At 35.1% G+C, this 21,510-nt stretch carries 15 protein-coding genes and 1 tRNA gene; 9 read left to right on the top strand and 7 right to left on the bottom strand.

All coding sequences use genetic code 11. The annotated features are described in order from the left end of the window. Position 1: 1 nt before the first annotated feature. Positions 2-1,909: a selenocysteine-specific translation elongation factor gene (gene selB / locus ACERII_RS20445; protein WP_373644777.1), complete on the bottom strand. Its 1,908-nt coding sequence runs from the start codon at positions 1,907-1,909 to the stop codon at positions 2-4. A gap of 330 nt (positions 1,910-2,239) precedes the next feature. On the opposite strand from selB, the gene ACERII_RS20440 reads away from it, so the two are divergent. The 5 genes from ACERII_RS20440 (at position 2,240) to ACERII_RS20420 (ending at position 7,009) form a co-directional block, all read left to right on the top strand. Then, complete coding sequence (locus ACERII_RS20440; protein ID WP_373644776.1) at positions 2,240-3,283, top strand: amino acid ABC transporter substrate-binding protein; 1,044 nt, start codon at positions 2,240-2,242, stop codon at positions 3,281-3,283. 76 nt (positions 3,284-3,359) lie between these two features. Next, positions 3,360-4,532, top strand: a complete 1,173-nt coding sequence (locus ACERII_RS20435) for an amino acid ABC transporter permease (RefSeq protein ID WP_373644775.1) — start codon at positions 3,360-3,362, stop codon at positions 4,530-4,532. Positions 4,533-4,536: 4 nt separating this feature from the next. After that, a complete protein-coding gene (locus ACERII_RS20430; protein ID WP_373644774.1) occupies positions 4,537-5,733 on the top strand; it encodes an amino acid ABC transporter permease in 1,197 nt (398 codons plus the stop codon). A 33-nt stretch (positions 5,734-5,766) separates the two neighbouring features. Further along, positions 5,767-6,537: an amino acid ABC transporter ATP-binding protein gene (locus ACERII_RS20425; protein ID WP_373644772.1), complete on the top strand. Its 771-nt coding sequence runs from the start codon at positions 5,767-5,769 to the stop codon at positions 6,535-6,537. 277 nt (positions 6,538-6,814) lie between these two features. Beyond that, the gene (locus ACERII_RS20420) at positions 6,815-7,009 is read left to right on the top strand and encodes a hypothetical protein (RefSeq protein ID WP_373644771.1); all 195 of its coding nucleotides are present in this window, start codon (positions 6,815-6,817) and stop codon (positions 7,007-7,009) included. 163 nt (positions 7,010-7,172) lie between these two features. Here ACERII_RS20420 and ACERII_RS20415 read toward each other — a convergent pair whose 3' ends face one another. Further along, positions 7,173-13,655 (bottom strand): pectate lyase family protein, encoded by a 6,483-nt coding sequence (locus tag ACERII_RS20415; protein WP_373644770.1) that lies wholly within the window; start codon positions 13,653-13,655, stop codon positions 7,173-7,175. A gap of 945 nt (positions 13,656-14,600) precedes the next feature. Between ACERII_RS20415 and ACERII_RS20410 the strand changes: the two genes are divergently transcribed. Further along, positions 14,601-14,697: transfer RNA gene (locus ACERII_RS20410), tRNA-Sec, on the top strand. Positions 14,698-14,794: 97 nt separating this feature from the next. On the opposite strand, the gene ACERII_RS20405 is transcribed toward ACERII_RS20410, so the two are convergent. From ACERII_RS20405 to ACERII_RS20385, 5 genes are all read right to left on the bottom strand, one after another. Continuing rightward, positions 14,795-15,556 (bottom strand): tyrosine-type recombinase/integrase, encoded by a 762-nt coding sequence (locus tag ACERII_RS20405; RefSeq protein ID WP_373644769.1) that lies wholly within the window; start codon positions 15,554-15,556, stop codon positions 14,795-14,797. Further along, positions 15,549-15,968 (bottom strand): N-terminal phage integrase SAM-like domain-containing protein, encoded by a 420-nt coding sequence (locus tag ACERII_RS20400; RefSeq protein WP_373644768.1) that lies wholly within the window; start codon positions 15,966-15,968, stop codon positions 15,549-15,551. Before ACERII_RS20400 ends, ACERII_RS20405 begins: the two co-directional genes overlap by 8 nt. A gap of 114 nt (positions 15,969-16,082) precedes the next feature. After that, positions 16,083-16,265, bottom strand: coding sequence for a helix-turn-helix domain-containing protein (locus tag ACERII_RS20395; RefSeq protein ID WP_373644766.1), 183 nt, complete (start codon positions 16,263-16,265; stop codon positions 16,083-16,085). Further along, entirely contained in the window at positions 16,252-16,407 is a 156-nt protein-coding gene (locus tag ACERII_RS20390; protein WP_373644765.1) for a hypothetical protein, read from the bottom strand. The genes ACERII_RS20395 and ACERII_RS20390 overlap by 14 nt, the downstream gene beginning before the upstream one ends. A 57-nt stretch (positions 16,408-16,464) precedes the next feature. Further along, positions 16,465-17,292 carry a hypothetical protein gene (locus ACERII_RS20385; RefSeq protein WP_373644763.1) on the bottom strand — a complete coding sequence of 276 codons (828 nt, stop codon included), beginning with the start codon at positions 17,290-17,292 and terminating at the stop codon, positions 16,465-16,467. A 555-nt stretch (positions 17,293-17,847) separates the two neighbouring features. On the opposite strand from ACERII_RS20385, the gene ACERII_RS20380 reads away from it, so the two are divergent. From ACERII_RS20380 to ACERII_RS20370, 3 genes are read left to right on the top strand one after another with little or no spacing between them, the layout of a single operon-like run. Further along, a complete protein-coding gene (locus ACERII_RS20380; protein ID WP_373644762.1) occupies positions 17,848-19,128 on the top strand; it encodes a tyrosine-type recombinase/integrase in 1,281 nt (426 codons plus the stop codon). Positions 19,129-19,142: 14 nt separating this feature from the next. Then, positions 19,143-20,255: a tyrosine-type recombinase/integrase gene (locus tag ACERII_RS20375; RefSeq protein ID WP_373644760.1), complete on the top strand. Its 1,113-nt coding sequence runs from the start codon at positions 19,143-19,145 to the stop codon at positions 20,253-20,255. 16 nt (positions 20,256-20,271) lie between these two features. Then, positions 20,272-21,222, top strand: coding sequence for a tyrosine-type recombinase/integrase (locus ACERII_RS20370; protein WP_373644759.1), 951 nt, complete (start codon positions 20,272-20,274; stop codon positions 21,220-21,222). Positions 21,223-21,510: the final 288 nt, after the last annotated feature.

Here is a 21,510-nt window from a genome sequence, read left to right as displayed (position 1 = left end):
GCTAGTTTTTTCCTTCCTTCATATCCTGCTTCCACACTCGTTCGTTTTCTACTCTCTTTGTATAGCCGTCTTTGTCCAATCGCTCCATAAATGGCACTAAATATTTACGAGTGAGCTGTAGTACATCTTTTGCATCTTGCAGGGAAAACTGTTTGGCTGTTTTTTGATAAAGTAAAGTCACTGCTGAAAGAAACACTTCTCTATTAACAAGAAGTTTATCGTCTAGCTCTACCATTCGTTCTGTTCGAAGAAGAAAGTGACGTAACTCTTCCATTAATACAGGAGGAATCCCCGCTTCTTTTACGATATTCTCAAAATTGTCCACTTCAAGTCCTTGTTTTACGATCGCCTCATCTACTTGGCTCATTCGTTTTTCCCATTGCTTTGGATAGGCTGGTTGAAAGTCTCCATTTGCTACATATTGTCCTTGTTTTTTAAGTTGGCTCTTCTTTATTCCTTCTTCAATTACCTCATCTGCTAGTTGGGATCCATATGCTTGAAGTACTTGCTTCAGCTCCGCTTTATTCATCCCTTCTCGCATAGGAAATTGTTCATGAAATTTGTTCAGCTCTTCTTGTAATATTTGAATCATCTCGTCAAAAACGTTACTCAATACATAATAATTAGCTAACTGTATCAACTTTTCTTGAGTATTCAATTCCTCTAACAAAGTACTTACTTCGCCCTCGCTCAATCCCGTTTCCTGAACTAATGGAGCGAAAGAAAGTCCTTTCCTTTTTTTCAAGACATCTTCTAATCGTTCCATTGGAGTTCCCTCTTTTTTCCTAGCTAGCATCTCCATGGTTGCTTGTCCAAATTTGTACTTCTTTCCATTAGGTTCAATAACAACACCACCACCAATGGTTTCAACAGGTGTAGGACGTCGTAATATAAAACGATCTCCACGTTTCGTTACAATTGGTTTATCTAACCGAAGCTGACATACTACATTTTCATTTCCCCCAAGCTCATTCCGGTCAAAAAATACAATTTTTCCATAAACCTCAGCGGTACCAATATGAATCTTAATATATCCTCGTTGTTTGATGGGGTATTGCAGTTCTTCGATAGTTTGTAATGATACATCTATCGTATCTGTAGTGGAATAAAACTGAGTTGAAACAAGAACATCTCCCCTCTGAACCTCATGCTTGGAAATCCCTCCTAAATTTATCGCAACACGTTGACCAGCACGGCCAGATGGTTGCTGTTCATGGTGTACTTGAAGTTGCCGAGCTCGTACTTTTTTACCTGAAGGCAATACCTCTAACGTTTCCCCTTCGTTCACTTCCCCTTCATATACCGTTCCCCTTACAACGGTTCCTTGTCCATGAACAGTAAATACCTGATCAATAGGTAAACGAAATGCTCCTGTAGCATCACGCATGGGAACACCTTTTAAATAGTCATTAATCTTCTGTAATAGCTCTGGAATTCCCTTTTTCGAAAGACTATCTACGAACAATAATTCTGTTCCTTCAAAAAACGTTCCTTTCACCTGATCATAAATATCCGCTTCTATCAGTTCGATCATATCTTCTTCCACAGTATCCATTTTCGTCACTACAATTAATCCTTTGTTGATATCTAATAAGCGCAGAATATGTAAATGCTCCACTGTTTGCGGCATCACACCTTCGTCTGCAGCCACAACTAACAATACCAAATCAATTCCAGCCACACCTGCTATCATTTGGCGAATAAAACGTTCATGTCCTGGTACATCAATAATGGACACTTGTGAATCATCATCTAAGTATAGCGGTGCATAACCTAATTCAATGGAGATAGCTCGCTCTTTTTCTTCCTTTAATCTATCTGTATCTACATTCGTTAACGCTTTTGTTAACGTTGTTTTCCCATGATCAATATGTCCTGCCATGCCTATTGTGTAAAATCTATTAGCCATGCTGTTGTTTCCCCCGTCTATACTAAAGTTCTTACTATATATTCTAACATATGAATGGAATAATTCCTCCACAAGTAAAGCTTTCTAACAACCTTCCTTTTACTATCCTAAAAAATCCTCCTGTTAACATTACATAGTAATATTTCTTTGCCAATCTGTGAAGATTCTTTGAAAAATCTTCAAATAGTATGACAGAGAATCTAACGCACTTGATGTCGATTTTTCAAATCAAAGGTATATTACAAATTAAGTTTTCAATTTTCAGAAAGGAGTGACTTTTTAAACTTTTCAACAAAAAAATATAAAAAAGAGGAAGTAGGAGGGTCATTTATGAAAAAACTATCATTATTATTCTTATTAACTTTATTTTTAACCACCGCCATAATCGGGTGTAGCAATGAAGAAGCTTCCTCAGAAGAAGCTGATGGAAATGTTTTTGAATTAGTAAAAAGTCGTGGCAATATCGTAGCGGGAGTTAACTCCGACCTACCTGGTTTTGGATATGTAACCTCTGATGGATCTTACGCTGGATTTGACGTTGACTTTGCAAAAGCAATTGCAGCTGCAGTATTTGGAGATGCTGAAGCGGTTGAATATCGACCTCTATCAGCACAAGAGCGCTTAACTGCTGTTCAAACAGGAGAAGTGGACGTATTAATTCGTAATACAACGAATACCTTATCTCGTGATGCAATGGGATTAAACTTTGCTCCTACCATCTTCTATGATGGACAAGGAATTATGGTTACGAAAGCAAGTGGAATTAAAACATTACAAGATTTAGAAGGAGCACGTATCGCAGTAGATACTGGAACAACAACAGAATTGAACTTAGCGGACACATTCCGTTTACTAGGAATCGAATATGAACCAGTCGTTTTCGATGGTCAAGATCAAGTAATCTCCTCTTATGAGCAAGGCAGTGCAGATGCTTGGACAACAGACCGTTCGGGATTAGTTGCACGTTTAGAAACATTAGCAAACCCGGATGATCACTTCATCTTGCCTAACGTAATTTCTAAAGAGCCGTTAGCACCAGTTGTTAACTCTAGTGATAGTAAATGGTATGACATCGTTAAATGGGTTGTGTATGCAACAATCCAAGCAGAAGAATTTGGAATCACTTCTGAAAACATCGACAGCTTTATGGATAGTGAAAATCCTGAAATCCGTCGTTTCCTAGGTCTTGAAGGAGAATTAGGATCGGAAATTGGCTTAGATAATGATTTCGTTATAAATATCATTAAAGAAGTTGGAAACTATGGAGAAATTTACGATCGTCACCTTGGCCCTTCAACAATCTTTAACTTAGAGCGTGGGGTAAACAGTTTATGGACTGATGGAGGTCTATTGTATTCTCCACCATTCCGTTAAAAAATATCGCTAATATTATGGGCCTGACTCCCCTCCTTCCTGTAGGGAGCAGGCCCTCAATCGTGAGGTGACGAACATGAATACTACTACTCCTTTTTGGAGAGATAAACGAATTAAACCAATATTATTACAACTTTTATTTGTAATAATTATAGGTATTGCAATGTTTTATTTCATCAATAACGCCCTAACTGGTTTAAAAAGGATGGGTTTATCATTAAGCTATTCGTTTCTAAACTCTACGGCTTCCTTTGATATATCAGGAGATAAATTAATTGAGTACTCTGCAACTGACAAATATAGCAGAGCTATTCTCGTTGGGTTTCTAAATACATTACGTGTTGCAATACTTGGAATCATTTTTGCAACAATCATCGGTGTTATTTTAGGAATTGCAAGATTATCAAATAACTGGTTAGCAAGAAATACGTCCAAAGTATTTGTTGAAATCTTTCGGAATACACCATTGCTTGTTCAAATGATTATCTGGTATTCTGCCGTTTTTTTGACGCTACCACTTATAGGAGATAACTACAATTTCGCTAATGCCATTTTCCTTAGTAACCGTGGAATTGCAATCCCTTGGTTTAAACCAATTGATATAACTTGGATTTGGTTGAGCTTTATTGTTTTAGGAATTATTGGTGCTGTATTCACTTGGAAATGGAAAATAAAGCAACAAGTAGAAACCGGAAAAAGGAAGTATCCTTCTATTTGGGTATTTGGTACTTTATTACTTTCAATTATTTTCCCTTTTGTAGTAACACAATCTGGTCCGTTTACATTAAGTATTCCTGAGATAAACCCAAATGGAAGAAGTTTTGTTGGAGGTTTTGTCATCTCCCCTAGCTTCGGAGCGGTATTACTTGCTCTCGTGATGTATACGTCTGCTTTCATTGCAGAAATTGTTCGATCAGGAATTATGGGAGTAAATAAAGGACAGGTGGAAGCGGCCCAATCATTAGGCTTAAAAAGCTCTACGATGCTCCGTCTCGTTATTTTTCCACAAGCATATCGTATCATGATACCACCAATGACAAGCCAATATTTAAATTTAACGAAAAACTCAAGTTTAGCCGTTGCAGTTGGATATCCTGAGCTAGTTAGTGTAGGAAATACAATATTAAATCAATCAGGACGAGCTATTCAAATGATTACCATTATGATCATTTGTTATTTAACCTTCAGTTTAATCACGTCTCTCTTAATGAATATCTTTAACAAATATACACAGTTGGTAGAGAGGTGATCCTATGAACCGAGAACAAGTAGAGACAAATTTACCTATCTTACCTCCTCCAAAAGAGAAGGTAACATTTTTTCAATGGTTAAAAGATAATTTATTTAGCAGTTGGTATAATACCCTTTTTACAATTGCACTCAGTATATTGCTTTTTTCTATCATTAAAGGAACACTGACTTGGATTTTTATTGATGCAGATTGGTCCATCGTTACATCAAATTTCAAAATCCTTATGTCAGGTCAATATCCTGCTGTACAGCTTTGGAGAGTTTGGCTTTGTATCGTTCTTCTTGCTAGTTTACTAGGGTTTTCGTCAGGTATATGGAATGGCACTATTACACACTTAAGTATTTTCTTAGGTAGCTTATTGTTCATTAGCGGGATTTTACCTTTCGTATCCTTGGAAACTCGTATATGGACTTTCATTGGATTAGCAATTCTTATTGTAGGTCATTTTATCGGAAAGAAGATCCCTATAAAAAAGACAATACTAATAGGATGGTTCCTCCTCTTCCCAATCGCTATCTTCTTTATCAATGGATTTGGAGTTTTACCTAAAGTGGGCACGAACTTATGGGGTGGTTTTTTATTAACAATATTGTTGGCAACCGTTGCTATCGTTTGTTCCTTCCCTATTGGTGTATTGCTAGCATTAGGAAGACGAAGTAAATTACCTACAATTAAATACTTTTGTATTTTCTACATTGAGTTTATTCGAGGAATACCACTCATTACCATTTTATTCGTTTCTTCCATCATGCTACCGCTCTTCTTAGGGCAAGGTGTGGAACTAAATAATATACTACGAGCAATGATTGGCTTAACATTATTTAATGCAGCATACTTAGCAGAAAATGTACGTGGGGGGTTGCAGGCAATACCTCGAGGTCAATATGAAGCGTCTCATGCATTAGGATTAAGCTCTCCCCTAATGACATGTTTTATCATCCTCCCCCAAGCATTGCGTAGTGTAATCCCTGCAATGGTAGGTCAATTTATTGCTATCTTTAAAGATACAACACTAGTAACAATTATAGGAATTATTGACATTTTAGGAATGGCAAAAAACGTTGCACAAAACCCACAATTTTTAGGACAACAAATGGAAGTATTTTTATTCGTTGCCGTCGTGTTCTTTCTATTCTGTTATGCACTCTCTTACACTAGTCGCCGTATCGAAAAGTCACTTGGTGTTGGCGAACGATAAAAGAATTTTATTCAAAGAAGGAGGCTTTCTTTCATGCTAGAAGAATTCAACGACACTACCCCATTAGAAGATCGGGAAAATATAATTGAGTGTAAAGATTTAAATAAATGGTTCGGTGATCTTCATGTACTGAAAAACGTCCATTTAAATGTGAAGAAGGGGGAGGTTCTCGTTGTTCTAGGTCCATCAGGATCTGGTAAATCTACCTTTATTCGAACACTTAATGCGTTAGAGGAAATACAAAAAGGTACGATAACCATAGATGGAACTACGTTAACAAATGATCTAAGTGATATCGAAACGATACGTAAAGAAACTGGGATGGTATTTCAGCAATTTAATCTTTTTCCACATATGACTATCTTAAAAAATATAATGCTTGCACCAATATGGGTGCGAAAATGGCCTAAGGATAAGGTCGAAAAAATAGCGTTAGAATTACTAGATCGTGTTGGAATTCCAGAACAAGCGAATAAATATCCCGGTCAGCTATCTGGTGGTCAACAGCAACGGGTGGCAATCGCAAGAGCACTAGCTATGCAACCTAAAATCATGTTATTTGATGAACCTACATCCGCTTTAGATCCAGAAATGATTAAGGAAGTCTTAGATGTTATGAAAGAATTAGCAAAAACTGGAATGACCATGGTCGTAGTTACCCACGAAATGAACTTCGCACGAGAAGTTGCAGACCGCATAGTTCTATTTGATTACGGTGAAATTATTGAGTCGGGAACACCTGAAGAAATGTTTGACAACCCACAGCATGAAAGAACAAAGCTATTTTTGTCTCAAATATTGTAACTCCTCCCATCCCCACTATTCCCTATAATAGTGGGGATATCTTTTTACCTGTTACTTTCTTTTACTGCTGGAAAAAATTTTCTGTTGAATTAATTGAAAATTTCGTTTAAATTAGTGCAAAGTATTTTATTTTGTAGTATAATTTCCATAATTTATCATACTATATCCATGATGATTACTGAATGACGAAAAACATGTGCTACTATGAACAAACCAATGTATATAGACGAATTCAGAGAATGTTGCTAATTCAAAATGTAAAAGGGGGATGTTACGGGTGAATAATTTAAATACTGCAAGACAGGAACTACATGCTGTTGATATTGTTTTACGAAGTATTGATCATGCGAAACAATTTTTAACGGAGGGCTATAGGATTATTAATGACCCGAATGAAGATGTTTTCCTTTTAGTTCCAGAAAATAAAGTAGAACAATCAAGAGGAATGGGATATGTAGTAGTAGAAGATTAAAAAATAAGAATAATAAAGAACTTCTAAAGAAAGAGGATGGGGAAAAAATCTTATTTTAAATGTTAAACGCATGAAATCAGAATTGAAACCTTGATTTCATGCGTTTTTTGATTTCTCATTTCGAAGCTAGAGTAGAAATTTTCTACTTATGCCCGCCTTCTTTTTACTTTTTCCATATGGTCATTAACTCTTCTGTTTCGTTAATAATATGTTCTTTAGCAGCTGGAGTAATTGATTTGTCTGAACTTTTCTTATTTAATTCCTTCACTACATTTTCTAATTCTTTTGTAGCTTTGTTACTATTTCCGGCATTATAATATTGTCTCGCTTTTTGCAATATAGTTAAAATTGTTTTTTCCAGCGACGGGCTTATATCATTTTCAAGGGCATAGCCTGTCACCATCAATTCTAATAACGAAATAGTCGGGGTTATTCTAAGAGTAAGCACATTAGACATTACCACTTGATTATATAAAACCACTTCTGCCCAGACATCGATTTCTCTTACTAACCCTACTTCTCCCATGATGCGAATTGTTCCTTCACTATTTCGATAGATTAGATGTGGGTGACTTGATCCATACACAATTGTGGCCTTACTTAAATCTGCAATGGCCTCATTACTCATTTCCCCGCTAAGCAATAAATGAATAGGTTCTCCAATTACTACTGATTCCACATCAACAGTTAGTTGAACCAACTCTAATGTGTTTATATCAATAGTCACGATATTTGAACGTAGTGATATGTCCTCTAACATTACATCTACCCATACTTCAAATTCCCTTACGTCTCCTATTTCTCCAGTAATCTGTATCATTCCGTCACTCGATATTTGTACAATGTGAGGATGGCTCGTTCCATATAGGATAGCTGCATTTTGTAAATCAGCTTCCGCACCATCACTCATTACTCCACTAAAAGAAACGGTTAATTCTTCCCCAAGAGTTAATGTTGTTGAATCAGCAAGTAAGTTTATCGTTTCCAGAGTCGAACTAATTCCATATACTCTAATATTATCAACATAATGATCTGCTTTTTTCGAATTAGCAGTAAAGGAATCAAACCCATCAATTCTTGTTACATTAGTATGGAATGGAGCATTACTAATCATTAGATCCCCGTCAATATATACATCAGCAGTTTGCGTCTTTACATTAGCATCTACTGTAATGGAATACCATCGATTACTTTGATAGTTTGCTACAAGTGCAGTAAATGAGTCATTACTATTACGATAACTAATATGACCGTCTACCGTTTCCAATATGACAGCTGCCCCTACTCCTGAAGTGATTTCTGAAGATGTGAGACGCAAGATTTTCGTTGCATTATCTTTTTCTGGCTGCATAAATTGCATTTGGATGGCAAGTCGATCTTTTTGTACAGGAACCTCCTTACTCAAACGAACATGGTCAGAACTACTTGTATCGGCTAACAATACACTTTTATTCGAAAAACTTGGTACATTTACCACATGAACCGTACCACCTGCATCCGAAACAGAATAACCTTCAGGTACAGAAGTAGTTAGATCATTAAAATGGTCATCAATTAATAATTCTAGTCCATTAATGTCTACTTCAATACTATAGTCGTTACCATCACCACTCGAAAGCCCTCTCGGTGTAAGCGCACTCACTATTTGTGAAGCTGGACTTTCTCCTGCTACATTTACTGCAATTACTTGATAGTAGTACATTCTACCCTCTGCCAGTTCTTTATCCTCATAACGACTTTCTGATACATTTTCTGCCACTGATACATAAAAATCTTCTAAAACGTTGGAACGCAATACCTTGTAAGTATCTGCTCCATCTACAGAGTTCCAGCTTATTGTTACTTGTCTATCACCAGCATCGGCACTCACTCCAGTTGGTGCTTGAGGAGCTGCTAGAAATGGAACTGCTGATACTTGTGTGGAATCAATACTATTTCCAACATTATTAACAGCTTGAATAGTATAATGATACATTATTCCATTCTCCAAACCTGAGTCTATAAACGACGTTGTAGCTACAGTAGCTATGACAACAAAATCTTCGCTACTCTCCTGTGCTCTTTTCACAACATACGAACTGGCACTAGTTACAGAGTCCCAAGATAAGGTAACCAGTTGATTACCAGCAATAGCTTGAACATTTTTTGGTGCATTAGGAACAGTGGGTTCTACCGGTTCGTTATTATCTGGTGGTGTTCCATTATCGCCTCCACCGGTAGTATCGATAATACCAACACCTGCCCCGTTTTTAACTATATCTCTTACACTCAACGTATCATCGACAATGTAAGAGTAATAGTCATTTGGAGACCACGTGATACCACTATCTTTCGTAGCAAGAACATGGCTAAGGCCACTAAAAATACTATTTGTATCTTTAAAATATCCTGGTTGTGACGAAGTATCATAATATTTAGGTCCATAGTTTGCATCTTCTATAAAGTTATTTTCTGATATAAGAGTTGCTTCCACACCAACTCCAAATGCGTATTCACTAACATTGTTATAATAGTTATTATATAAGTGGACGGAACCGTAACGAACACGAGGATTCCGTTGTCCTAGATCAGAGAACCAATTATGATGATACGTTACCTTTAATAACCCTCGATCAGCCGTATGCTTGTCATCATGTCCAACAAGAGAAACTTTATCGTGATTATAAAACTTATTCCAAGAAACGGTAACATAGTTTGATTCCCTCTTAATGTCAACAAGGCCATCATATCCATTAGTAAAATTATTATGATCAACCCAAACATGCGTTGTTCCGTGTTCAAGATTGATAGAATCATCCTTCGCCTCAGAAAAAGTCAGATTCCTAATAATAATATTGCTAACACTTCGTAAGTTTAGACCACCATATCGAATTCCAGCATCAGATCCCAAACCAATGATGGTTTTATTTGATTCAACAAAGTACATTCGATTCGTTGGGTTCGCTGAATTTGGATTATCTGGAAGATCAATGGTACCAGAAACTTGTATGATATATGGTTCTTGTCTTTCAATATAATAGATGAAGTCTTCTGCTGTAGAAACTGTCACAATTTCTCCTCCAGCACCACCAGTTGTTCCTTCCCCGTATGTGGCAAACCCTACAAGACTGAAGTCCGATTGCTGTGGCGCACCTTCCGCAACTGCAATTTTCCAAAGTTGATTATCTTCACCCGTGAATGGGTTTTGTACGACATTTCCTCCATCTTGCTCTGAAAAACCTTCCACTTCTAATGCTAGATTGTTATTTTTATTGATTAGTTTAAAGTCACCATTGCCTAAATGTTCAACTGCCCATGCATGAGAGGCCGAACTACCATTTTTCACTTGGACAATATCGGTTCCAGCTGTCTTCGATCTCCCCATTGGTTGAGGCAATTTATCACTGTAACGATTAAAAATATGAAAATGACCCGAACTAATTTGTTCCACTTTCCATAATTGAGTAGTTAGTCCATTTTGCGTGTTTTGGATAATACTTGTATTATCTACATAACTAGCTCCAGCTATATCTAATACTTTCCCACTATACTTATTAATAAAAATATAGCTTTGAGATCGGTCAAAGTTCGTGTCCGTCATTTCTTCTCCAGGAAGTGTGCCACCAGAATTACCATCATCTCCTGGATCAGGACCACTACCTTCACCTGGATCCGTACCGCCATCGCCATCACCTGGGTCTGTTCCACCATCTCCAGGAGGTAGATCTTCTCCTGGAACATATACTTTTACATTATCTACATAGTGCTCCCTAACACTACTCCCTGGTGTGGATGATTTTATTTGTGCAATTTCCGTAGCATTTCTAAAGAAAGGTACATTTTCCATAACCTGATTGTTATCTATATAAAGGTTTAATGTTTGTTCACTTATATCTGCAATCACCTTTATATTTTTCCAGCTACCATTTGTGTTTTCTACATTACTATCATGGTAACTTCCATCCGCTAGCCTCGACTTAAAGTGGTGATCTCTCGTTTCGATTCGAATCACATCGTTACCACTAGAATCTGCTAAGGCTAAAACATATGCTGAATTTGATCTTGTCGGTTGCATAAAATCTAACTCCGCAACTACCAGCTCATGTTGAGGCGTGAATTCTTTTGTAAAGCCATTTGTATTAGATGAAGCAGGAAGAAGTAATACCTTTCCTTCTCTACCATTTACTTCAACTACAGAGCCGATGTCCCCTGTAAAAACAAAGCCCTCAGGCTGTGAACCTATCGCAACACTATTAAAATTCTCGTCAACGAGAACTAGGTCACCATCGGTACCATCTCCTGGTTCACTATCCCCATCCCCAGGATCATTTCCACCATCTCCAGGAGGATCAGTTGGATCAGGTTCCGAACCATCACCTGGTTCACCAGTTCCTGGATCTGTATAATCAATAATTCCTACTCCTGCAAACTCTTCAACTAGTAACTTTGCTTCTTCAGCTGAGTGTAACGAATATTGATAAGGAACAGTAAAGTCAGTTGTAGAATATAAATGATCTGCTGGACTATTTACAAATGTATTTCCACTTAAATTCCAATATCCTGTTGTTGGACTTCCGTAAAACCACCCTACAGGTCCTTTAATATATCCTGTTACAGGATCAACTTCCCCTGAACCAACATTTTCAAAATAATTATTCTCCACAAGTACTCTTGCACCATTCCGACTGTTTATCGCTGTATCAGATATGTCTTTAAAATAGTTATTATACATATGCACATCGGCATATCGAATAAGTGGTGTACGAGAATTAACATTATAAAAATAATTATGATGATATGTTATTTTATCAGGAGCTAATGATGGATTGTCTGTATGACCATTTAAGGAAACCTTGTAATGATCCATAAACTTGTTCCAAGAAACAGTAACATATTCTGCTCCACGTTTAATATCAACTAGACCATCGTAGTAATTTATTCCATGGTCTCTATCACTGAAAAATTCATTATGGTCAATCCATATATTACGACTATTTTCTGTAACTTCAATAGCCGTTCCCTCTCCCCCTCGTACATGGTGGATGGAAAGATTTCGGAAAATGATATTATTGGCCCTTGATACTGTAAAACCAATACGATCAAATTCGCCTTGCGTACCGACTCCAATAATAGATACATCTGAAACATCTTTGACATTTAATTTACTGGACCCTGTATTCTCAGGGGTAATTGTTCCATTGATATATATAGTTAATGGAGTAGGATTTTTTATTTTCGCTCTAAGTATGTCCTCTAAATCCCTACCATTATTTATATAAACAACGTCTCCACCAGCTCCACCTGTTGTACCACCATTTAACGTTGCATATCCGGCAATATCAAAATCACTAGGATTTACATGGGTTTCTAATGGTGTTGCACTTACTTCAATAGAATCTTCACTTTCTCCTATTGAATTTCTAGCACTAATCACATAATAGTATGTCGAATCGTTAAGCAGTCCAGTATCAACATATCTTGTTGCTGTTGTTGTCGTGACAATGGTGTAAGGTCCTTCAGACTGACCTGATCGTTTTACATTATATAACTCAGCATTACCAACAGGATCCCACTGTAACATGACTTGCCCATTACCAGGATTCACTTCTACATTTGTCGGTGCCACAGGCGCACTCGGTATTTGTGGAGTGGCATTTACTTCTGCAGAAATAACACTGTCAAGTCCATCTCGAGAGGAAACAACTACATAATAATAGGTCCTATCATTTTCCACATTTGCATCTAAAAAAGTAGCTTCCGTAACCCCAGCTGCTATTTCGCTATACGGCCCGCCACTAACGTCAGCTTGTTTTATTTTATATTCGGTTACCCCTGGCACCGGGTCCCAAGTTAAAACAACTTCACCATCTCCTGAAAAAGCTGTTAAACCACCTGGCGCTTGTGGTCGTAAAACTGATGTATAAACTCTTAAGTTATCAATATAGTAACTTGATGTTAAAGAGCTTTGAGAATAGCTACTTAACTGTTTTACCTCGTTGGAACTAATAGATTGGTGATACCCCCATTGTCCGGCGGAACTAAAATCACTTTGCCCCTCTGCTCGAACAAAAACTTCAGCTCTTTGAGTATCTGTGTTTAACTCTATTCTAAAGTAATACCATGTGTCCTTCGTGAAATCACTTACGAGTCTCTTGTTAGAACCAGAGACATTTTGAGATATGTGCCTACCGCTGTCACTAATTCGAATCTCAACTAATCCTTCCCCACTACTGTTTTCCACTCTCATAAGACGATAGCCTTGTGTATTGGCGCCTTGATCATCCGATCGCCAATCAAATTCAACAGTAATGATTCCATTAAGTTGCTCTGGTAAAGATCGAGTAAACCTCGTAGTTGTGGAGTTACTTTTATCTTTTACGTAAAGAACATTCCCTGTATTAGGGTTATTAATGTGTGTATTTGAGATTTCACTTGAGTCGATTACTGTAACATCATTATCCTCGCTCGTTGCTGGGATGATTGTGTAACCAGCAGATTCTAAATCTGAGCGTGAAAACATTTCCTCATAATCATCGTGAAATACTAAATAATGATTAAAATCCCCATTCGCTTGAGCTTTTGGTACATAGAAGGCAGCATTTGTTAAAAATAAGTTTAAAACTAAAACAATACACATGAACGCGCTTAACTTTTTAGTTTTCTTCAAATCCCCAACCTACTTTCACCTATTAAATTTTTTAAACTTACCTTTTACGCAACAAACAATAAAGTACTTACCTCATCCTTACCGCCTAAAATGAAAACGTTGTCATTTTTGGACCTAAAAAAAATCTTCGACCCTTCCTCCTCCTTTTCAAACTAAGGATAAACCTCTCCTTTACTTTTAAAGTCTTATTTCTACCAATTCCAATTTAAATAATATGCTCTGCTAAATAATGCATGTTTCACAAATCATCAATAAACATTTACTTAGCCAATAATTAAATTAGACTTGGTTTGAAATCAAGCAAATAAAGTAAAAACAACTAGTTTTTTCGAAGGTCTAATCAATAATAAATCCATCATTGAGCCTTATGAATAGATGTAAAAAAGTAAAAATAGGTACCAGAAACTGTAATTTGTAATATAATTAAAATCCAATCAAAAAAAAATGTCTATGAACATTTGTGCCTAAGTTGTGTTTTATAAAAAATGTTCATTTTTATAACATATTACAAACAAATCATTCTACTGAGTAGTTACTTTTTTGTTTTTGAGATCATAGAAGTCAGGGATTAATTACTCTTCTACAACAAATGAAGCGTAAAAATGCGAATAAATATCAGATTTCCCAATACGAAGTATCCACTCCGTGAATACTTTTTTCTTGAACTGCAAAAAGAATATTTCTTATATACTTACAAAAGTCCTTTACATTCAGAAACAGCAAGTTTTGATTATTTTAAATTTGGAGCTCAATGAATTCAAATCTGTTTATAAAGAACGTATTTCTGTAAATAGATCAAAAAAACTATATATTTAGAGAGTGATAAGGCAATATTAAGGAAATATACCTAAGAGTAAATTGAGCCATTTGATTTAATTACAAAACTTCTTGCTTTTATGATAGTTTAAAAGTAAAATTATCCTTGTCATTCTTTTAGAATTTTTTGGGGTCGGCTAAGGTACTGGTGTCCTTCGAGGTCTTCAAAACCTTTTGGGAGGCGCGTGTCGTCTCCGCTGGGTTCGATTCCCAGACGGTCCCGCCAAATCATACATACCAAGGGGTTCAGCCATTCTCTAACTTTATATATAAGGAGAAGGCTGAGCCCTTTTTTAGAAATCGGTGCCGAATCGGTGCCTTTTTTAATCGTCGAATACTTCATCAAAGACATCCACTGCCCCATCTTGTAAAGATGGAATGGCATGGCTGTATAGATCTAATGTAATAGAAATTTTCGAGTGTCCCAAACGGTCGCTCACGATTTTCGGATGAACGTTTTTTAGAAGCAAAATCGTCGCATGCGAATGTCTCAAATCGTGAAAACGGCTGTCTGGAAGCTCTACTCTTTTAATGGCACGTTTATAGGCTCTTGTAATCTCACTTGGGATAAGATAGGTGCCGACGGAACTAGGAAAAACAAGATCTAGGGGATTAAAATCTTTTCCCAATTCTTTCTTTAGCTTCAGATGATTTTCCCAATGTTTTTTCAGAAATGCCAATAAATGTTTCCCCATGACGACATACCTATCACGACCATTTTTCGTCATGTCCTTGATTTTAACCCCTTCTTTTTTCACATCATAAGCGGTCTTCGTGATGTATATTTTTCGACTATCAAAGTCAATATCCTTCCATTTTAACGGGCGTAGTTCCCCTAAACGACCCCCTGTGTGACCTGCTGTATAGATGATAGGAGAATAAATGGGACTTTGTTTTGCAGCTTCCAAAAGGCGTTTTAATTCCGACTCGGTATACGTTACTGGTTTGTATCTCATTGGCTTTGGAGGCTTTGCTTTTTTGGCAACATTTGTCTCCACGAATTCCCAATCGATGGCATCATTCAAGACTTTACACAACAACCGATGGTGATGTTTCACCGTTTGAGCTGATAGAGGACTACTCATTTATTTCCCCCTCCTCATGGTGAATTTTACTCGTTAACTTATCCGTATAGTAATCTTGGATATCCCGAGTCGTTAATGATCGTAATTTTTTTTCACCTAAAGACGGCTTTAAATGCACCCGTATCATTCTTTCATAGCCTTTATACGTATTTGGAGCTGTACTGGATTTGGCATAGGCAGAAAGCCAGTATTCCAAATAGTCTCCAAAGGTTATATCGCCATCTTCATCTAAAGCACTGCCTTCTTTTTGAAGCTCTGTCAGCGCTAAAGCCATGGCATTTTTCGCTTCTTTTTTTGTTTTAAACCCTTTTTTTACTTTACGCTTTCGATTGCCATCTGACCCAACTTCGATAACATAAAGGTATTTTTTTGATTTTTTATCAAGTCTTACGCTACCCGTCATTTGTATCATATCCTCCTTTTATGGACGGGCACTCAAACTCACACCATTATTAACAGTATTTCAAATGAAGCCCTACATTAAACAATAATGACTCGTGAGGGAGTGCTCCTTAAGGAACAAACTTTAGTTAATTCCTTCGGTCCAACGTTGCAAAGACATTTTGGGAACAAGAATTCGGCTTCCAACTTTAATAACATGAAATTCTCCACTGTGCACCAGCTCATAAGCCTTTCCCCTCGAAATTCCTAGGAACATTGCTATATCCTTAACTGTCAGAATGTCATTTAACTCGCTAAACCTCTTCATGATGTTTTCCTTTTACTTCTGTACCTTCTTGTTCTTCCCTACTATTTTTTTCATGTAATTCCCACTCCTTAAGAATTTTCAACGCTTTTAACCTCTTGTCGACAAGTGGATCCTTTTCCTGTTTGACTATTTTTTTGTTCAAAAAATAACCTCCTATTACAAATGAAAACTGTAATAAGAGGTTGGGTAGTTATCTATTTTAATTTTCGTTTATCTGTTTAAACGGATAAATTCTCTCTGACCTAGCTTGGCTTTTTAAATACTCTAAATGATTCTTTAGACTGTCTGAACGTGAGTCATTATTCCGAACTATGATTGACAGCTTGGGAAAGTGTCTAAATAAAGAATCTACAATATATATTGAGTCTACTAACCCTTTAAACTTGTTATTTAATAACTTAAGTTGGTCGATATTTGGACAAATATGTGATGTTAAAAATATTTCAAAACGGGAAAAGCCCACATTTTTATCTACTCGCACATAGGCAACATTATCTTTTATAAATGGGAATACTTTTGTGGAATTATCCACCATAAATCCTTCAATAATTCGATAGTAAGCTTTTTCTAGTGACCAAGAGATTACATAATCCAACTCTTTATCTTCTGCCACTATCACATATTCAACAAACTCTTCTTGACGAAACCTATTATTAGGTGCAAGAACATAATGCATTGGCACATCAAATAATATTGCCAATTTGTAAAGTGTTTCCGGAACAATTTTATATACAGGGTACTCTTGATTTATATATTCTCCTGCATTAGAGATCCCCATATTATTTTTTAGCTGTGGTAAAGATATAGCTTCTGCATCCAAAAGTGCCTTAAGCCTTAGATGAACAGGTAACTTTAATAAAAACTGCTGCCATAAGTATGGATCATACTTCAAAAATTTTAAATGTTTCCATTTTCTTTGATAGCCTGGGGTATTTCTTTTAAATTCATGTAATGTTATTTTTCCCACTGCAAAATTATATGCAGCATCTACTTGTCCTTTTTCTTGTACTTTCGGCTCTTTTGACATCGCTTATCACCATGATAAGCATAAATCTTATGTAAATGTGATTTCTCCAATAACCGTTTAAAAGGATAAAAACATAAAGACTTCATAATAATCTCACTTATTTGTTTCGAATTTATCCGTTTTACCGGATAAACAATTAATCTTTTATTCATACATCCATAATTATAATTGCAAATAAATTTTCACGCCCCCTTATAAAAACACTTTAACTTAGTGAAGAATTTTTTCGTAGAATAAAAATTCTACGCTGATTTTCTTTAACTAATTAAAGGATTTTGGTTTATTTACCCTTTTAATTGGTGATAATGTTGGAGAACCACCGATCAAGAAAAAATAACATTGGAGAGCTGAAAGCAAAAATTTAATAAGCTTTTTAGCGCACTATTATTTTAACCTAATATTCAAAATATTTCTATTAAAAAGAAGTAATAATGTTGGAGTATCATACCGAACAAAAAAATAACATTGAAAAGCTGAATTTAAATCTCTCCATTCAATCAAAAATAATCTTATATTTGGAGTTTTTTCAATAAATATACATGGAGTGAGTTAAAAATGTTTAGTGTAAATGTAGAACAAATTGAAATAAATAAGTATGAATTGCCCAAAGAATTAGAATCGTTCTGTAGTAGTAGGGAACATTTAAGTAATGCTACAAAAATGCGTGATCGACTGTTTCTTAAAAAGTTTTACAATTTTTATAATGATAATAAAAATATTAAATACTTATCGATGGAGCATTTTACTTTATATGATCAATCACTGAAGTACAAAGTAGAAAACAATGAATTGAAACCTAGTAGTTTAAAACGAGATATAGAAAGGTTAAAAATGTTGGCCAAATTTTTAATTAAAGAAGGTTTTCTTACTTTTGTATATAAGCCTTCAACAATACAGAAAAAAACAAAAAGAAAAATTACCCTTCCGCCTATTGTCGAACATTTTTTAGATGACTTATCTAGACAGAATTATAGTCAAACTAAAAATTACCGAAAGGATATCATGTATTTCTTTAAATCTATATGTATAGAATTCGAAGAATTTAAAGATATAGAAAATTTAAATGTAGCTAAGATGAAGACACTTAACAAGAACCATATTAATTTTTACCATAACTTTTTAGGTAGAAGAGTATCCTTAGAAGAGATTTCTACAAGTAGAGCCAAAAACCTCCTACAAAGTCTAAGGCTATTTATAAAGTTTCTTAATAAAAGAAAAGTCAACTTAACCAGATACTTTATTCCAGAAAAGTTCCAAGTACCAAATAAGAGAAATAATGATTATGTTCCTATTCAAGAATCAATAAGACTAATTGATACAATTGCTGATTATTCTAAAAATCCAGAAAGAGATTTAACCATCGCTTTGCTTATTGTTGATACCGGATGTCGTCCAATTGAAATAGTAAACATGAAAATTTCAGATGTATTAAAAACTGAATCAACAATCTATTTAAGAAGTAAAAAATCAGGTCAAAGAAAATTGAAAATATCTAAACCTGTAATGGACGTATTAAAAGTATATCTCACTTTGAGATGTGCCGATTCAAATCCAGACCACCATTTATTTTTATCAAAGTGGAATGAAGCAATGACTTCTAAAGATATTACTAGTATTTTTTACACTGCCAACAAAAGAATATATGGGAAAAGCAAATATTCACCAAAGGCTTTTAGACATACATATATTACCAATGCATTGGAAAATAGAAATAACTTTGATCAAGTATCAAAAACAAGTGGTCATAAATATTGGATATCCACTATTTATTACTTAGAAAGAAGTCACGAAAGACTTAAGAGAAATACATTGAAGCACAACCCAATCAAATTCTAATAGGAGTGATTTAAATGGCTCGAGAACTAAAGTCTCAAATTGATTATGAACAAGTTTGTAACGAGTTAGGAATTAGAATGGAAGACTTAATAGCACTAGCTCAAAATGGCCCAAACGTTGTACAGGAAAAGCAAGTTAGAGTTACTACAATAATAAATGATTTTCTTGAACATTTAAAAATATTAGTTGAGATAACTAAAAGAGCAGAAACGACATTTACGACATATGAAAATTTTCTGCTTAGATTAAAGGATTTTATTAATGAGAAGAACCCAAATTTAACATTACAGGAATTCAATGAAAAAACATTAGATAAATTTTTAAGGACTTGTAAACCAAGATGTGTTACTGGAAATGATCAAAAATATAAATTCGAAAATGAAAAAAAATTATCAAACAATACCATTAACAAGTACACTGCAATTGTCCGTGAATTAATTAAATTTGCTTATACTCAAGATTACATTAGAAAAGATCTATCACATAGATTTGAATATGCACAAAAAGGAGCTTTACTGCCAAGATATTTTACTGATGATCAAATTGAAATGATATTAGCAAAATCATTAAAACGAACTTATGGGTACCGATGGAAAGCAATGATTTGTTTTATGCTTGGAACTGGCTGCCGTATTAGTGAAGTCACAAATTTAAGAGTTAAGGATTTTGATATAGAAAATGACCTTATCTACATTTATGATGGTAAAGGAAACAAGGATCGAACTGTCATCATATATCCAGAAGTAAAAAAAATCATTTTAAGATATCTCCAGACTTCAGAACTTAAAAAATGGGACCGATATAATGAAGGATTTCTTTTTGCAAGAGATGAAGGAGATAAAAGGGAAAAGAAAATTTCAGATAGAAGTCTACAGTACCAAATCGACAATATTTTACACGATTCATTTCCTAAAACTGAACAACACACAACACACTCATTTCGACATACTTTTGCCGTAAACTGTTTAAAGGCTGGGATGAAAATAGAATATTTATCTCAGTTATTGGGTCACACCAACCCTTCTACTACATCCATATATGTGCAATTACTTCCTGCTGATTTACGCGATGAAGTAATGACAAAGTATCCATTTCCTGTAGAAGCTTTGCTTAAAGAAATTATTTAAATAAGGGGTTAATCATATGGATTATCTTCATAAAGAAATAGAAACCTACAGTCTCTGTTCCAAAAACAGTAAGAGAACGATTGATAGGTACCAAAAACACCTTATTAATTTTGGCTACTTTCTTGCAGAAGTTATTGAGGAAGAATATGAGAAAGTTCACTTGGAAAGAATTTATAAAAGAACAGATGTAATGGGGAGATTGATAATGTACCTTCCTATTAATGCAGAAATAATAGATGATTATTTCTACTCTAATATTGAAATGGGTTACTCATGGCTTAGATTATCACGGGCTTCTCTAGGTAGCTTTTTTAAATACTTATTAAAGAATTATGACTTTAGAAATATAATAAAAGAAATAGATTTTGTTTTGAGTGATTACAAACATTTAAAGGTCCCAACAAGGATTTTAAATAGACATGATATTATAAAATTTCTTCAGTCCATTGTTAAATACAGTGAGAATTTAAAACGTGATCTCCTGTTCTTCACACTTCTACTTTCTACTGGTTGTAGGATAAATGAATTGCTTAAAATTCAAGTTAGAGATATTGACCTTAATAATGACACTGCTTATTTAAGGACAACAAAGAATAAGAGGTCACATATATTGGTACTAAGGAACGAACTAGGCCAACTTATATACAAGTATTGCGATGAACAAAACATCAAACGGTCTGACTTACTATTTTACGATGTTCCTTACCATGACGCGAATAAACTCTTGTCTAATTACCTGGAATATGCCGGGATTACTAAAGTAACCATACACTCGTTAAGGCATAGTTTTGCAACAATGTTGTACGAATCTGGGGCAGCTATCACTACAATTCAGCAACTGTTAAATCATGTTGCCCTTAGTTCTACTAAAGAATATGTAGAACCTAATTATATTCGCAATACACAGATAGAAATTCCTCAAAACCTTGAAATTTATAAAAATTTATCTTGTTTAAAAAACCTTTAATTAATCATAGAAACAAGATCATCATAAAAATATTAATCATCTGATTTATGTACATTCTAAGTACACTCTAATCGAACAAACATAAATGTAGTAAATCAAAGTGTCTGAGTGGTCAAACATACTAGTTCAGTAGAAGTAGTAAATATATGATTTGTAATTAAACATAATAAAACAGGAGAAAGAAACATTTTCTGCCTCTTTCTCCTGTTTATTTGTAAATCATATCTACTTATAATTTCAGCATTTAACTTCAGCTATTACATATTCAGGTCCCCCACTATCGAAGGT

Origin of the sequence: Evansella sp. AB-rgal1 (assembly GCF_041820985.1) — a bacterium.
GTDB lineage: Bacteria > Bacillota > Bacilli > Bacillales > Salisediminibacteriaceae > Evansella.
Note: the sequence above shows the minus strand (reverse complement) of the source record. Positions and strands in the feature narration are given on the sequence as shown.